Origin of the sequence: Vibrio sp. Vb1337, from assembly GCF_033338715.1 — a bacterium.
GTDB classification, from domain to species: Bacteria; Pseudomonadota; Gammaproteobacteria; order Enterobacterales; family Vibrionaceae; genus Vibrio; species Vibrio alginolyticus.
Genome location: NZ_JAWOTD010000004.1, coordinates 145,723 through 159,885 on the forward strand (window position 1 = coordinate 145,723; position 14,163 = coordinate 159,885).

The 14,163-nt window shown below is 39.8% G+C and carries 18 protein-coding genes and 2 pseudogenes; 2 read left to right on the top strand and 18 right to left on the bottom strand.

The window, feature by feature from the left end; translation table 11 throughout:
* Window positions 1–95: 95 nt before the first annotated feature.
* The 7 genes and pseudogenes from R7E42_RS06125 to R7E42_RS06155 form a co-directional block, all read right to left on the bottom strand.
* Window positions 96–737, bottom strand: coding sequence for an alanyl-tRNA editing protein (locus R7E42_RS06125; RefSeq protein WP_318072431.1), 642 nt, complete (start codon window positions 735–737; stop codon window positions 96–98).
* 142 nt (window positions 738–879) lie between these two features.
* Entirely contained in the window at window positions 880–1,425 is a 546-nt protein-coding gene (locus R7E42_RS06130; RefSeq protein ID WP_318072432.1) for a GNAT family N-acetyltransferase, read from the bottom strand.
* Window positions 1,426–1,678: 253 nt separating this feature from the next.
* Window positions 1,679–2,242, bottom strand: coding sequence for a sugar O-acetyltransferase (locus tag R7E42_RS06135; protein WP_318072433.1), 564 nt, complete (start codon window positions 2,240–2,242; stop codon window positions 1,679–1,681).
* A 143-nt stretch (window positions 2,243–2,385) separates the two neighbouring features.
* Window positions 2,386–2,728, bottom strand: a pseudogene (locus R7E42_RS06140) (RDD family protein).
* A 211-nt stretch (window positions 2,729–2,939) separates the two neighbouring features.
* A complete protein-coding gene (locus R7E42_RS06145) occupies window positions 2,940–3,548 on the bottom strand; it encodes a pyridoxamine 5'-phosphate oxidase family protein (protein WP_318070776.1) in 609 nt (202 codons plus the stop codon).
* A 143-nt stretch (window positions 3,549–3,691) separates the two neighbouring features.
* Window positions 3,692–4,092, bottom strand: a pseudogene (locus R7E42_RS06150) (DUF2007 domain-containing protein).
* Window positions 4,093–4,196: 104 nt separating this feature from the next.
* Entirely contained in the window at window positions 4,197–4,718 is a 522-nt protein-coding gene (locus R7E42_RS06155) for a GNAT family N-acetyltransferase (RefSeq protein ID WP_258481829.1), read from the bottom strand.
* 267 nt (window positions 4,719–4,985) lie between these two features.
* Here R7E42_RS06155 and R7E42_RS06160 point away from each other — a divergent pair, with 267 nt between their 5' ends.
* The gene (locus R7E42_RS06160) at window positions 4,986–5,465 is read left to right on the top strand and encodes a hypothetical protein (protein ID WP_318070777.1); all 480 of its coding nucleotides are present in this window, start codon (window positions 4,986–4,988) and stop codon (window positions 5,463–5,465) included.
* 178 nt (window positions 5,466–5,643) lie between these two features.
* Here R7E42_RS06160 and R7E42_RS06165 read toward each other — a convergent pair whose 3' ends face one another.
* The 5 genes from R7E42_RS06165 to R7E42_RS06190 form a co-directional block, all read right to left on the bottom strand.
* Window positions 5,644–6,270, bottom strand: coding sequence for a LysE family translocator (locus R7E42_RS06165; RefSeq protein ID WP_021822674.1), 627 nt, complete (start codon window positions 6,268–6,270; stop codon window positions 5,644–5,646).
* A 148-nt stretch (window positions 6,271–6,418) separates the two neighbouring features.
* Window positions 6,419–7,096 carry a class I SAM-dependent methyltransferase gene (locus R7E42_RS06170; protein WP_025527241.1) on the bottom strand — a complete coding sequence of 226 codons (678 nt, stop codon included), beginning with the start codon at window positions 7,094–7,096 and terminating at the stop codon, window positions 6,419–6,421.
* Between the two features lie 153 nt (window positions 7,097–7,249).
* Complete coding sequence (locus R7E42_RS06175) at window positions 7,250–7,969, bottom strand: hypothetical protein (RefSeq protein WP_318072434.1); 720 nt, start codon at window positions 7,967–7,969, stop codon at window positions 7,250–7,252.
* A 145-nt stretch (window positions 7,970–8,114) separates the two neighbouring features.
* Window positions 8,115–8,624 (bottom strand): SMI1/KNR4 family protein, encoded by a 510-nt coding sequence (locus R7E42_RS06185; RefSeq protein ID WP_274011205.1) that lies wholly within the window; start codon window positions 8,622–8,624, stop codon window positions 8,115–8,117.
* Between the two features lie 154 nt (window positions 8,625–8,778).
* Window positions 8,779–9,246, bottom strand: coding sequence for a helix-turn-helix transcriptional regulator (locus tag R7E42_RS06190; protein WP_318072435.1), 468 nt, complete (start codon window positions 9,244–9,246; stop codon window positions 8,779–8,781).
* A 111-nt stretch (window positions 9,247–9,357) separates the two neighbouring features.
* Here R7E42_RS06190 and R7E42_RS06195 point away from each other — a divergent pair, with 111 nt between their 5' ends.
* Window positions 9,358–9,492: a hypothetical protein gene (locus R7E42_RS06195; RefSeq protein WP_318072436.1), complete on the top strand. Its 135-nt coding sequence runs from the start codon at window positions 9,358–9,360 to the stop codon at window positions 9,490–9,492.
* Window positions 9,493–9,659: 167 nt separating this feature from the next.
* Here the strand turns inward: R7E42_RS06195 and R7E42_RS06200 are convergent, their stop codons facing one another.
* The 6 genes from R7E42_RS06200 to R7E42_RS06225 form a co-directional block, all read right to left on the bottom strand.
* Entirely contained in the window at window positions 9,660–10,373 is a 714-nt protein-coding gene (locus R7E42_RS06200) for a hypothetical protein (RefSeq protein ID WP_318072437.1), read from the bottom strand.
* A gap of 1 nt (window position 10,374) precedes the next feature.
* The gene (locus R7E42_RS06205; RefSeq protein WP_255984598.1) at window positions 10,375–10,917 is read right to left on the bottom strand and encodes a hypothetical protein; all 543 of its coding nucleotides are present in this window, start codon (window positions 10,915–10,917) and stop codon (window positions 10,375–10,377) included.
* Window positions 10,910–11,740, bottom strand: coding sequence for a ParA family protein (locus R7E42_RS06210; protein ID WP_318072438.1), 831 nt, complete (start codon window positions 11,738–11,740; stop codon window positions 10,910–10,912). The genes R7E42_RS06205 and R7E42_RS06210 overlap by 8 nt, the downstream gene beginning before the upstream one ends.
* Before the next feature lie 194 nt (window positions 11,741–11,934).
* The gene (locus R7E42_RS06215; protein ID WP_256896455.1) at window positions 11,935–12,516 is read right to left on the bottom strand and encodes a DJ-1/PfpI family protein; all 582 of its coding nucleotides are present in this window, start codon (window positions 12,514–12,516) and stop codon (window positions 11,935–11,937) included.
* 161 nt (window positions 12,517–12,677) lie between these two features.
* On the bottom strand, window positions 12,678–12,944 hold the full coding sequence (locus R7E42_RS06220) for a hypothetical protein (protein ID WP_318072439.1): 267 nt from the start codon (window positions 12,942–12,944) through the stop codon (window positions 12,678–12,680).
* 222 nt (window positions 12,945–13,166) lie between these two features.
* Entirely contained in the window at window positions 13,167–14,126 is a 960-nt protein-coding gene (locus tag R7E42_RS06225) for a phosphotransferase (RefSeq protein WP_213887003.1), read from the bottom strand.
* Window positions 14,127–14,163: the final 37 nt, after the last annotated feature.

The window sequence follows — 14,163 nt, forward strand, 5'->3', positions numbered from 1 at the left end:
ACACGCCCTCAATCTCAACCATCATATCTCAAATGTGAATCTCACCATGAATTAAATGCCACGTGTTAGGAATCTATTTCTAATGCCCTATCGACCTACGAGCATAAGGTTATCTCTACCCTTTCTTTGTCTTTACCGATGCTCTTGCGTTTTAATTGAATTTGGCCGACTTCTGATGTGCGCTTTAAGTGAGTGCCACCGCAAGGCACTTGCGCAAACCCATCAACTCTCCAATACCTTCTTTCACTCTCTTGATCGGAAAAGTCACTAATAATAACTGAATCAGAGTTAATCAAAGCTTGCACATCAGTTTCAATTTCTTTCAATAGCGGGCCAATACTTTCAGACCACTCGAAATCTATGCGACTCTTATTTTCAGAAATATGCGCACCTATCTTAACAATGCCTTCCCGACGCTGATAAAACATCTCAAGCACCACTTCAGCCGCAAAGTGTAGCTTCATTAAGGCGTATCTACGCTTCCAATCAATATTCGTAGTTACAATGTCACCAAGAGTAAAATTTGGAGAGGATTCCAATGTGTAAATAAGTCGAACACCTAGCTTTTGAGCAATCAAAACCGGAATACCATTAATCGTTCCTTTATCACTCTCTTGGCCTCCAGACTCTGCAAAGAAGATAGTCTGGTCCAATTCAACCTTATTTCCGTCTACATTGGTCACTCTTGAGTTAAGTTCTGTTTGGTAGGGATTAACCCAAAATAATTTCTCGCTCATGCTGCTATCCTTGCAGTAAGTCCTATCCTTGATAGTACATTCAGTGACCACCAAGTCAATTCAAGAAACCTCACCGTCAAATGTAAGGCTGTGTATAGAGCACGAGCAGGCTAGACCTATTAGATGCGTTTAAGGCCGGATACTAAACGCTGTCTAGGGGTTTAGCTAACAACCCGTAAATTGCGGAATCTGAGACTACTCCATTCACTTCCCAACGCTGCCTTAGGAAACCTTCCTTTATAAAACCTAACCGTTCCAAGACTTTACCTGAAGAAGTATTGTCTGGATCTATCTCAGCCTCGATTCGACGTAGATTCAGTGTATTGAATGCGTGTTCGATTAATGCAGTTCCCGCCTCTAATACAATGCCTTTACCCCAGAAATGACGACTAACGCCAAAGCCAATTTCTGCGCGCCTAGACTCTTTCACGTGATTAAACAGCATTATCTTACCCAGAAGTTGGCCATTGCTCTTTAGGAAGATGCCTAGTGTCACTTCTGTATTGCTATTCATGGCCTGTGTACTCTTGGCTATAAATGTCCGCGCTTCTTCAATTGAAACCCAAGGGCCAGAGTTCCAATATTTCATGACCTCATGGTCTGAGAAGATGTCAAACAATTCGCTTGCATCATCTTCAACTAGCTCTCTTAGAATTAATCGTTCCGTTTCAATCTTTGTTACTAACATTTTGGAGCCAGCCTTTTGGTTTGTTATTGGTGACGAAAATACAATAAAAGTGTGAGACACGTAATACAAATGATTTCGTATGAGACTTTTAAACAAGCTCAACGCACGGTAAAAGCGCCACGTGTAACGACTCTATATTGAAGCAAATTTTAGACATTCAAGTGCGTCAACAAGTAACCGCTGAACGCATCAAAGCTTGGAGTGAGTTGATCATAAGTCCTAAACTCAGGCTCAAAATAGTCCATATACTTTATTATCGCTTAGTGACGATTTCCTTCAGTACTCTGGCTGGGTTGCCACCAACAACGACATTGTCTCCAAAACTCTTTGTAACGACTGCGCCAGAGGCTACCACCACGTTGTTCCCAAGTGTTACGCCAGGGTTGATTACGGCATGGCCACCTATCCAACAATTGTCACCAATGTTTATGGGCTTTGCTAGCTCTAAACCACTGTTCCTCTCGAAAGGATCTAAGGGATGAGTCGCAGTATAAATTCCAACTTGAGGCCCAAGTAAACAGTTATCACCAAACTTAACTTCCGCAACATCCAAAATCACACAACCAAAATTAGCGTAGAAATTATCTCCAACGTGAATGTTGGATCCATAGTCGCAATTGAAAGAAGATTCAACATGAATATCGTCACCTGTTGTGCCGAACAAGCGCTTAGTTATTTGAACTCGCTTTTGTTTATGCTCAACAGACGTGGCATTCAATTTTTCAGTTAGTAACCTAGCGCTCAACCTTAACTTTAATAACTCTTCATCACTTGGGTCATAAAGCTCACCTGCTAACATTTTCTCTTTTTCTGACATAAAACTTGGACTCCAATACCAATTTTCTTACAACGCTACATTAAGTATGTGAGTAACGCTACCACCTAAACGAAGTTATTTCACCACGAAAACAAAGCCCGACTTGAACGCAAGTCCTCAGCGCTATCAATTTTTTCAACAAACTAGTGCACTACCACCACCGTTCTCACTAACTTATCACCGAGCCGTTGCCTCTTTTTACCAAGAATGAAAATTGAGTCAATAAAACCTAAGAATGGAGTAATAACATTTCGAAAGAGCGACTGAAAAATATTGCACTTTTTTACCCGTTCTTGCACTTATAACTGCAATGCCCAAAAGTTTTTTTCCCACACTTTGACCATTTGGTAAACAATCAGAAAAAAGGTAATACGATACAGTCGCAGTTACTGCTGTAGCGCGCACAAGCTCTTTTTCAATACCGATTTCTAAGCCGACCCATAAAACGAGAGTAAAAATGCTAAAACTGACAAAAAGATCAATCATTTGTCCAACACACCTAACTCCCGGACTAGCCAAAACGTAATTTTCTAGAGTAAATTTTCTGCATTTTTCATTTTAAATTTGGACTAACAATTGCTTATTGGTGAGCTAACATTATTGAGACAGTAACATCCCCACTAAACCTAATCCATACTTCCGCAGAGCACGGTCGAACCTGATTTTTCTATCTTTTCAATATATTACCACGCTCGTTCTAAAGGCTAGATTGGTAATATTTCAACATCTCTTCTTGATTAAGCGCTTTACTTTCTAACTTTTGTTGATCTTTAAAGATTTGAGCTAATGAAGGGAGAATTGAGCGATTTACTTTATAGTCATCAGACCAAAGTTTCCCTCTCATCACCGCTTTCGCACAATGAAAGTACATACTCTCTATGACTATTTTGATAACAACCTTAGGATCTTTACTTCCATCGGGGCAAGCAGATATCAAGTTGGCGTCGGTGTGAATACTTGCGATTCCTTTAATACGGAGCACTTCATCAATACCATTTACCATCAATAACAACCCTACCTTGGGGTTACTAATGATATTTTTTAGACTATCGATACGATTGTTCCCCGAGCTATCAGGGAGCAGCAATGTTGATTCATCTAAAACTTTTACGAAGCCAGGCTCCCCTCCTTTAGGAGAAAGATCGATATACCCTTGTGAATCAGCGGTACTTAGAACTGCAAAATGGCAATTATTAATTAATGTAATCGCATGAACATCCAGCACAGGCAGCGCTTTATTTTTAGCTCGCGCACTTGGCTCTGCGTAAAATTCTTTTAACTGCTCTATTGTTTTAATTTCACTCATTCAATTTTATTCCTTCACTATCATATAATACTTTGCTTGTAAGCAAGCAGTAACTCTGACTTCTTGTATAGGCACTCGACATAACTCATCGTAAAAATACTACGAGTACAAATTATCTCTTTAATGCCTTGTTATCTAAAGATTTAAAGTTTTTCACTAAACTCCCCACACTGCTTACACTTATAACCATGCTTGTAAAAAACAGTGGAAAACCCAGTAAAATAAAAACTAAGAAAGCTGGGCGTTTACCTTTTGTAAATGCAAATAGATCTTTACTACCACATTTAGGGCAAACGTCTTTTTCTTCATCAACGTCAACTTCATTTCCCAATGATTCTGAGAAATCGCTACTAAGTATTTGTTTCGCATCTTCTGCATCACTTTCGGCCACCATCAGACGGACGCCGCCAATTGCATTTGAATAAAGCCACTGAGTATTTACCGTGTGCTCGTCAGCGATGTAACTTTCTATTCCGACACTATCTAGGCTTGCTCTCGCAATATGAGCTTCATGAGGAAAAGAAAACCTTGCTACTACAATCACATATTACTCCTAGTGGGAAAGCGCTCCCGTAAGGTATAAGAAACGCTAATTGGAAATGCCACGTGTAGTGTTTCTTTTTGAACAATTTATTAGCCCACTACAGACTAATACATATACCCTAACCAATCTATATGACCAACAGCCCAAGTTTTACCGCTGATAGGTTTAACATATAAATCATCTAGTTGCTCTACAGCGACACCGTAATTTTTATGTTCATGAACGCGCAACCAAGAACTTAGAGAGTTAAGGCGCTGATAACCATTAGCCACATAAAAACGCTCCAAATCGGAGACTAAAATGATGAAGTCGACATCTTTAGTGGACGCATACTCGCTGAGTTGAGACAACATTTTTGTGCCAATACCTTGTCTTTGAACTGTGCTCTCGACACAAAAGTCACTCACACCTAATACTTTATAAATTTCATCACCAACGCGAACAACTCTGTAGTCTAATCCCATGTAACCAACTAACTGATCACCTTCGTAATTCAGAACTCTCATATGCGGGAGTTGCTTATAGTAAGAGCGAGTAACTTGATGTTCAGGAAACGACTGGTTTCTAAGAGCTTCAATTGCATTATGCTGTGCTTTAGATAACTCGATTTCTGGGTAAATATCCATATTTGACCTTTGAGTATTAATGACCTTTTGGTTACGATCCCTGTCGTTGAGTTTAACTCCGAGCGTGTCCTAACCTTGTGGGACATTGACAAATAACATAGAGTTTCTCAAAACACTACTTACAACATTTTTACTGCAAACCAATCGAAGTTGCTTAAGAACAAACACTACTTCATAGCAATGCCTACGGACCAAGCATTTGCAGCTTCTTACCCACACCCTATTCCGCCATCTGGAATTATTTTAATTACACAACGTGGGTACTCAATGTTGGTAAAAGCATTTACCGATGATTTTTCATGGCAAGTCCAAGAACAATTGACAGATGCATATTTCGAAGCACAGAGAGTACTATCATCGGCGGAGCAACTATTAAACCAAGCTAATTTGCTAGTTCAACATGACCAACGAATTAACAACTTAGAAAAGGCTCAGTTAAATACACAAGCTCACATTTCTAGAACAAATGCCGAAGTTACAAAAGCCAATCAAAAAGCCGACGATGCATTTAAAGCGGCAAATGCTGCATTAGAGCATAAATTTGGAGATAAGGATTACTACACAGTTATCGCTTATTGTAACTCTAAAAATATCCCAATCATTCTGACCTTAGCAAAAGCTAAAGGTTTGGAAGCTAGAGCTTACACCCAAAAAATTGGAGGTAAGATCAATAAAGTTCCTGATGAACGTTGGGGACAAGTAAATGCGTATCATATTGCAGTTTTAGACCACGTTTTTAAACAGTGATTTATATCGGGAGTCCTCTGCTGAGGGCTCCAATTCCCCGTAATAAGGCTAACGCCCAGCTAAGGGGTGAGCAACGCAATACAAAAGCCGCCGCAAGCCGCCTTAATCACTAAAATCAACGCATGGTGAAAATGACACGCGTTGCGAATCACTCTTAAACAGTTTGTTAGCACTTAGATTATCGCTGCTTCATAAACGCTATTGCTAACCCAGAAGACACGAATGTGATACCTGCACCAATATTTAACCCTGACACTAGTTTAGGCTTGTTTCTAAACCACTCAGACAATTGAGAAGAAAACACACCCATTAAGCTAAAGCCAATTGCTGTTAATGCTGCAAACCACACACCGTAGCCAATCATTTGAGTTGTCACTGAGCCTAAACTTGGGTTTACAAATTGAGGTACAAAAGCAAGAACAAACATACCTGGCTTCGGATTAAGTGCTGCTGATAGAAACCCAGTAGAAAAGATAAGTTTCAGAGACTGTTTTTTCGCTGGTTCCAGTGAGAACAGGTTTCTCGTACGGAGTACTTTCACACCTAACCATATTAGGTAAGCAGCACCAACCAGTTTTACAACATAAAAAGCCACTTCAGAGGTTTGAATTAAAAGGGTTAGCCCGAATGTTGCTGCGACTACATGAAATAAAATACCAGCACCAGAAGACATGCCTGACATTACTGCCGCCAGTCGACCTTGGCTTAAACCTCTACCTATAGCGAGCAAGTTGTCCGGGCCCGGCGAGATCACCAAAAGTAAACAAGCTAATGTATAAGTAACAAATACCTCTAATGGAAACATAAAACCTCCTTGTTGAATGATTCTGAGTGCTAACGCCGCGTTAAGTAGTGAGCAACGATACCACCTAACCTAAACGATTGCCCCGTAAACACTAAAGCCAATTTGAACTTAGAATGCCACGCGTTGCGAATCTGCCTTAAACGCTTTGTTATGCGGCTTTTACCACAAGCATCTGGGTTGCGCCTTTTTGAAACTCATATTCAACACTTTTTAGGCTTACAGAAATACCAAGACTCTCTAAATGCCTAACCACCCCAGATAAATAACTTGAGGGTTTACCATTTAACGAAATCAAAGGGTATATCCTAACCTCGTGTGATACGCGAACAAGCTCGGTAATAGCTTGAATATGCTCTCGTTCAGATACATGCTCGTCATAAAGAAACAAAAAATGAGAACACAATGCTAGATCAAATTCTTTGTCGTCAAATGGAAGTTGAGGCAGTGAGCCACTAACGTACCTTTGCGAATTTTTACCATCTTCATAATCGGCTAAAAAGTGGTTCATTGCCATCATTCTAGTGTTCTCTAACGCCTGCGGAGAACCTATTACATCCCAGACATAACCATCCAAATTTTTCGTTAGCTGCTGCATTATTATCGGGCGGACTTCATCGATCCTACGGCTTATTTGCTCTTTAGAAAACTGATAAATAGGGTCAATTGAAACTACATAGCGCCCACTTTGGGTCAATTCTGCATTAAAACTTGCAGGACCATCACCGCATCCAAGGATTCTTTTCTCTTTATCTTCTTCAAGTATGTTAAACATTAGCTCATATTCTTTGAGCGTTCGCCCCCAAGGAACAACATCTTCTAATTTCACGTCTAAAGTCCTTTTTTATGATTAACGTTTGCCCGCATAACGCCGGCTTAAGTGCTGAGCAACGCAATGCGATGCTTCTGCACACCACCTAAATCACTAAAATCAACGCATAGTGGAAATGCCACGCGTTGCGAATCCGTCTTGAAGCGTTTGTTATGTTTTAATCTTTAATTCTTCGATGCTGATTGTTCTTAGCTTATCGACTGATTCATTAACTAGACGAGAAATACGGAAAAAATGCTCATCCCAATCTTCTTCATTGTCCGTCTTTGACAAACCTTGCTTTAGCACTGTGATGGTCTCTGTAACCCTCTGATCTAGGCATATAGCCTTGACCTCAATTACATGGAACAACTTAGCAAATGACTCATCGTATTTTACTTTCAACTTTTCCGCTTGCGCCTTTGTTTCAGGATCTTGAGACTTTTTTAAATACTCTTCTTTCTCGTGCTCCCAAATACGGATTGTATACTCATCTGTTGTTTCATAAGCTAGCTCTGGAAATCTAAAATTGTAGTGCTCCCACTCAAAGTACTCATCCTTTTCATGAGCAACGTACTTTTTGACATGGAACAAGCAATCGAAGATTGCTTCGTAAGCTTCTTGTTTTTTCACCCATGCTTGCTGTGATATCCAGTTTTTCTGCGATAGTTCAGTCTTAATCTCTTCAACAACTGTAGTGTTAGACTCAAGTTGTTTTTGCAACTGTTCAAAGTCTTCTTTGTTAGCAAAGTTTTGCCCTTTCGTTTTAAAGTAAGACGCAAACCATGCCCCCAGACCAGAAACACAAAGAATGATAATGTATGTTTCAATACTTAATTCTTGTTTGAATTGAATCTGGCTTAAAATATTAGTTAACTCTTGAATTTCCATAGTTTCCTTAAAACATAACGCCCTGTTAAGGGGTGAGCAACGCAATACCGATGCCGCCGCATACCACCTTAAACACTAAAATCAACGCATAGTAAAAATGCCACGCGTTGCGAATCCCTCTTAAACAGTTTGTTAGGCGCTTGGCTTACTGGCAAAGTTCGTCAATCATTTGCTCAAAGTTAGGGTACTTTGATTTGGCCACACTTATGATTTTAGACACTGGGCTTTCATTTGACGGGGCAACCTCCTGAGCAAAGTGCAAAAACTTACTATTTAGGGGGCGCTTCAAATCAGGATAAGCAACAGCCTCGTATGGCCCAAGACCATGTGCAAACAACCAAACATAGTCTCCAAAATTTTGTGCAACCACCCCAACTTCACCTTCAGAACCAAAGAAAACAATAGGTTGCTGCAAATGATCTTCGACATTGGCGACCAACCAAAAAGCAGCGTAACCGCCAGAACCATCTTGACCAAAAATTAAATATTCATGCCCATTGAGTGAAGAATTACCAGTCCATGCTTTAATCCATTCTGATGTTTCCTCTTGTGAGTAGAAATCATCATATGGTTCAAAATCAATTCCATCACCGTCCGCGTAGTCAATTTCTATTGAGTGCAGTTTTTTTAATTGATCTGGAAAAGTTCTATTCATCTTATCTCTCCAAACTTTCTGGACAACGCCTAACGCCGCATTAAGGTGTGAGCAACGCTACCACGTTACTCAACCATACCACCGTAAACACTGAACTGAACGATGGAATGAAAAATGCCAAGCGTTGAGAATCACTCTTAAATGCTTTGTTATGCTACTTGTCCCACTTACTGCAATACTTAGGGTCACTTGCACATTCAGAGTTATATACCTTTAACTTATCTTTGAATACATTAACCTCTATAAATGGGTTATAGCTACCATATAAGCGTTTAGATTCGATAGAAAGATATGAAACAGCACCCAATATCAGGACAACGTACAATGCCACAAATATGGCATATAAACGTCGCTTAGTTGGGTTAACTACTATTGCTCGTTCTTTTATGTCAGGAAGTTGTTCAAGCTCCAATTCTATACCAAGTTGTAGTGCCAAGGGGGCAATTTGCTCTTCTGTTGGTTTCAAGTTGGCAAACTCACCAACCTCTGATTTCCACTTACTAAATTGGGATGGCGACACCCCACATATTTCAGCCATTTTTGCTTGAGTGAGTTTGGATGCTTTCCCATAAGCAATAACCTTGTTAAAGTTTGTCACCTTTCTCGCAGCCAATTTATCCATTTGAATTTCCTAGAGTTTCTTTAAGTTTCCTAAGCTTTCGAGCAATTTCATTGCGGTTATTTACTACCAAGCCTAGTGTAAAAACTCATCTACGACAAAGGAGAAACAACGATGAGTAAACCGACTAAAACACCTAACCATAAAGCTGACTCAAAAAACGCAAATAAAGGAACTAAAGATACCAATAAAACATATGACCACGTTCACGGAAATAGGGGTAAGCAGCTAAATCCAAATCAAAGATAGTACTAGGTTACAAAGGGAGACCGCCATCTCCCTTTGTTGCATAACGCCCTGTTAAGGTGTGAGTAACGCCATACCGAAGCTACTGCATACCACCTTAAACAATAAACGCAACGCATAGCAAAAATGCCAAGCGTTGCGAATCACTCTGAAACAGATTGTTATATGGCTTATGGCGCTAAAATCAAAGGCTTCGATGTTCGAGGAATCGAAATTAGGATATTTTCTCGATTTTTATGATGCATTTTATGATACAAAGCATTGAAGACTATACATAGAATTATGAGGATGTTTTTGACCACACTGGCAAAAATTTCGCCGGTACTATTAGATTTTTGTTCATAAAACTTTGGATAATCAACCAATGAAGATATTTTTTCCATATTTTCAGACTGTGAGGTATGAGTGTCTTTACAAAGCTCCTTATAGCTTCCGTGCAAATTACCAAAGCTACTTTTCACTTTTTCACTCGAAGTAAAGATACTCGTTGCTTTTGCGCGATCCATTAACGAGTATACGCTTTTCTCAACAAGTAACGATTCATCCTCAATAGAGCCTAGTGCTCTTACAAAGTTCTCAATTGAAGAGCGCAACATAACTCTAGATGCTTTGTATGATCCGTTAATCCAATTAAATTTGGATGAGCCAACATCTGAAATAACTTCTGAAATACGATTAACTATATCTTTATTGTTAGAGTAATTATCTTCAAAGAAGTCGCTCTGATGCATAAACTCTGTATGCCAATGCAAAAGAGAAAAATATACTTTGTGCATACTTTTCGCTGTAGTTTTATACGATGAGTTATCAAGGTTATCGTCAATTTTGTAACTTGAAATGTATTTTATAAACTCATCAAAGTCTGCCTTACATTCTCTTGTCATATTATTTAGCCAACTTTCTGATAGTCTCGTTCCATGAGAAACCTGTAGTTTGCTTTGCTCTTGCCACTTGATTCATTTTTTCTTTGTTTCCTGCAATTGATGAAAGACCTGCAACTAACTCGTTTAACTGGCTATCATCAAGCTGAGTACACTCACAAACTATTCTGCCAATAATTTCATAGCGAGATCTGTTAGCTCTAGAGCTAAGCCCTTCGATTTTAAGAGCTTCTGTGGCAAAGCTAATGATATCGTCATTCTTAGGAAACATGACATTATCTAAGAAAAAGCTTGGAAGTATACCCACTAGGTAGTGGACATTAGGGTTAGGTGAAATGTATTTTTCCGTGCCACCGATTTGACTAGATCCAACTATTGAAGAGCTAGAAGCTTTTTGCGCATCTCTTAAAATACTCGGAATCTCACTGAGTTTTAACTTATTTTTTGACTCAAGCAGCCAAGATAATTCTTCAACAAAATCAATGGCATGACGTAGTTTAGTCGCATCTGACAATGACTTGTTTTGACTTTTTTTAATATCAGTCATGTTCTGTCCTATTCAAAAACTCGCTCACAATTGCTGCTAGTCGCTGTTTAGAACTAGCATCATCTGAATCAAGGATATGTTCTTGATCTAGTTGCTTATTAGCAATGGCTGTTCGCTTAGGCATATTATATCTATATAAATATTTGCTCCAGAAAGCGTCCTTCTGCAAATTAGCAACAGCTCTCTTATAGACTACCGTTTTTTCTTCTGCAAGAGTCAATACTAATCCGGCACAATCTAATTGCAATGCAAAGTTCTCTTTCTTCTCGTTGATGATGCTTTTTAGCAAATCGATACCAGTTAAAGATATTGGATCTGCTTTCACAGGAATTAAATAGTATTGCGAAGCAATTAAAGCACTTGTCATCCAGACAGAAGGAGTAGGAGGTGTATCAATTACAACGTAGTCATACTGGTCGCTAATTGTTGCCAGAAAAGCTTTGAGTCTATTCTCGCGACCTTCTCCGGGAGCCATTTCTAAGCGATATAGCTCCAAACTGCCAGGTAGCAAATCGAAATGGCTGGTTGCTACCACTTCAATTTCATCAAGAGACTTTGCTTGGGTAACTTGCGAAGCACCGACAGTGCTAGCAGTTGCTCGATGGTTTCGGTCAAAGATGTTAACAATGGTATCCTTAGAACTAGTAACATGTTCTACATACTGATCAGGTGCCATCAAGCATTGCGTTGCGTTAAACTGAGGGTCTACATCTATTAACAAAACTCTTTTATCATGTCGTCTCGCGAGGCAATCTGCGAGATTCACAGCGACAGTGGTTTTTGCCACACCACCTTTCATATTAATCAGGCTAACTACTTTCAAAATAAACTCCTATTATTCATAGGGTTGATATATTGATACATAACCCATTGCAATGCAACCCTAGCCATATAACGCCTTGTTAAGGTGTGAGGCACGCAATACCGAAGCCGCCGCATAACACCTTAACCACTAAAACCGACGCATAGTAAAAATGCCACGCGTGCCGAATCACTCTTGAACAATTTGTTATGTGTTTAATGAGCACCTTGCTTGTGGTAGCTCAGAATAAACTGTTTTTGCTTACTATCTAGCAACTCTAGTGCTTCAGCCACCGCGAGCCCGAAATCAATGTACCCATTGGGCATCGCTGTCACTATGCGCTTGTCGACTTGAACCAATGACTCTTCATAGATAGCCCCCTCCCAATATGGTCGAGTGAGCTGTACCGAAGATTCTGGGGCATATTTTTCCGTATAATTATGGGTAATTTTGACGCCTTTTAGAATGCCAGATCTTGCTAAGACTAATACTCCTGCACATATGCCACCAATAACTAATGATGATTCATGAGCTTTCTGGATGAAGCTAGCAATTTGGTCGCTTCCCATTATTGAATCGGGATTTCCTCCAGGTATCAAAAGTGCTTGATAGTCAGTAATACGTATATCTTCAAAGTTAACAGTGGGACAAATTCTTAGACCTGAGGAATCGGTATGATTGTGGTTCTCTGGGGTGGTGATATCAACTTTCCCATACGCTCCTAAACACTCTATCGCGTACATTACTTCATAGGAAATAGCCCCCGGATAGAGTAAAACCAGTGTTCTCTTTGTCATTATTTCCTCTCTCCGTTCGGAACACATAACGCCCAGTTAAGGAGTGAGCAACGCAATACCGAAGTCACCGCACACCACCTTAATCACTTAACCCATGCATAGTAAAAATGCCACGCGTTGCGAATCCCTCTTGAACAGTTTGTTAGGCGCGTAGCCACGTTTTATAACTGAATCTCAACTTTGTTCCGTACATATGTAGGGATAGACAACTGCTCATCTATATCTTTGAACTTTGGCTGTTGAGGCATCAATTCTATTATCGGTATCAGTTCTTCAAAACTGATACCGACAACTCGGCAAGCAGTCATCAAACCATTTATAAAGTGCTTTTTATCCTGCTTTTGCTGTTGCTCACTTGCAGGAATAGACGAGTACAATTCGCACTCTTTAGTTAATAAGGCTAGAAGTTCTTTTTTTGAGGTTTCCATATACAAATTCAGTTACTAGATAGTTTGGACACATTATCAATGATTTAAGACATAACTTCCAAGAGCTTGATCTGACGTTGTAAACTAAGCGCCTAACGCCCTGTTAAGGTGTGAGCAACGTAATACCGATGCTACCGCATACCACCTTAAACACTAAAACCAACGCATAGTAAAAATGCCACGCGTTGCGAATCACTCTTAAACAGATTGTTATGTGCCGCCTCAAAACAAGGCACTTTCAATTTGGAGCCATTGCTCCATAAAAGGGATAAAGTCCCTTTGAGGTATGAACTTCTGTGCCGCTGTATTATTTTTTAAAAATACTTCCTCCAAAGCCCACACATAATGGTCGGCGTAAACAGCCCACGCCTTTGCTCCATCGTTAAGCTCTAATCGGGATAGAGGCTTGACAGACAGATAGCCTTTTAATAAAGCTAATGACCTATGAAGCTCCAAATCGAACATATACATGCATGCTCTCGCCAACTCATAACCTGGAGGCATGTTTTGCACTAAATCCCAGTCGATCACATCGCTTACTGTGCAATTAGAATCAAAAAAGACATTGAAATGATGAAAGTCGCCGTGGATTAATTGCCTGCTTGTTAACGGGGTATATGAGTGCGTAGCTTCTGAGCTAGCTAGATAATCACGCTGTTGTTTTACTCTTCGTAGCACCGAGTTATTCATATCAAATTCACTATTTGTTTCAATAGCTGCGACTATTTTTTGTAGTCTATCGACCCAAGCACTTTTATCCCAAGAAAGCTCAATTGTTGGAAAGTCGTTTCCAACCTCGGAAGCGAGTTGAATATGCAGGTCAGCAAGGGCTTTTCCCAACTGAAAAGCATGAAACGCAGACAGAGCACTTTTTTCGATTAACGTTCCTTTTGCTTCAGGAAATAGAGCATAAAACTCATCACCTATTTTACAAAAGGAGTGGTGATCGCGCGTCAAAACAGGGGCAATTATAGTATTCAAATTTTGCGATAACTTTCTCAGCAGCTCATGTTCTAACTTGATCTTAGCAACATTGCGAACACTATATTTTCTAAGATAATAAGTCTCTGAGGATTGGATACGAAAAACATGATTCGTCGCACCAGCTGATTGACGTTTTATACTAGCGCCAGCACCAATCTGACTCCAGTTTTCACCAACCTTACGAACAAAATCACTCATAAATCCAGTTACCCCTTAGGTACATAACGCCTTGTTA

What these genes read in the sequence shown, in the direction of transcription:
- R7E42_RS06185 (WP_274011205.1), bottom strand. Translation starts at nt 8,624, where the DNA reads ATGAATAGAACTTTTCCAGATCAATTAAAAAAACTGCACTCAATAGAA.
- R7E42_RS06205 (WP_255984598.1), bottom strand. Translation starts at nt 10,917, where the DNA reads ATGACTGATATTAAAAAAAGTCAAAACAAGTCATTGTCAGATGCGACT.
- R7E42_RS06125 (WP_318072431.1), bottom strand. Translation starts at nt 737, where the DNA reads ATGAGCGAGAAATTATTTTGGGTTAATCCCTACCAAACAGAACTTAAC.
- R7E42_RS06200 (WP_318072437.1), bottom strand. Translation starts at nt 10,373, where the DNA reads ATGACAAGAGAATGTAAGGCAGACTTTGATGAGTTTATAAAATACATT.
- R7E42_RS06165 (WP_021822674.1), bottom strand. Translation starts at nt 6,270, where the DNA reads ATGTTTCCATTAGAGGTATTTGTTACTTATACATTAGCTTGTTTACTT.
- R7E42_RS06130 (WP_318072432.1), bottom strand. Translation starts at nt 1,425, where the DNA reads ATGTTAGTAACAAAGATTGAAACGGAACGATTAATTCTAAGAGAGCTA.
- R7E42_RS06135 (WP_318072433.1), bottom strand. Translation starts at nt 2,242, where the DNA reads ATGTCAGAAAAAGAGAAAATGTTAGCAGGTGAGCTTTATGACCCAAGT.
- R7E42_RS06225 (WP_213887003.1), bottom strand. Translation starts at nt 14,126, where the DNA reads ATGAGTGATTTTGTTCGTAAGGTTGGTGAAAACTGGAGTCAGATTGGT.
- R7E42_RS06160 (WP_318070777.1), top strand. Translation starts at nt 4,986, where the DNA reads ATGTTGGTAAAAGCATTTACCGATGATTTTTCATGGCAAGTCCAAGAA.
- R7E42_RS06220 (WP_318072439.1), bottom strand. Translation starts at nt 12,944, where the DNA reads ATGGAAACCTCAAAAAAAGAACTTCTAGCCTTATTAACTAAAGAGTGC.
- R7E42_RS06175 (WP_318072434.1), bottom strand. Translation starts at nt 7,969, where the DNA reads ATGGAAATTCAAGAGTTAACTAATATTTTAAGCCAGATTCAATTCAAA.
- R7E42_RS06145 (WP_318070776.1), bottom strand. Translation starts at nt 3,548, where the DNA reads ATGAGTGAAATTAAAACAATAGAGCAGTTAAAAGAATTTTACGCAGAG.
- R7E42_RS06215 (WP_256896455.1), bottom strand. Translation starts at nt 12,516, where the DNA reads ATGACAAAGAGAACACTGGTTTTACTCTATCCGGGGGCTATTTCCTAT.
- R7E42_RS06195 (WP_318072436.1), top strand. Translation starts at nt 9,358, where the DNA reads ATGAGTAAACCGACTAAAACACCTAACCATAAAGCTGACTCAAAAAAC.
- R7E42_RS06190 (WP_318072435.1), bottom strand. Translation starts at nt 9,246, where the DNA reads ATGGATAAATTGGCTGCGAGAAAGGTGACAAACTTTAACAAGGTTATT.
- R7E42_RS06155 (WP_258481829.1), bottom strand. Translation starts at nt 4,718, where the DNA reads ATGGATATTTACCCAGAAATCGAGTTATCTAAAGCACAGCATAATGCA.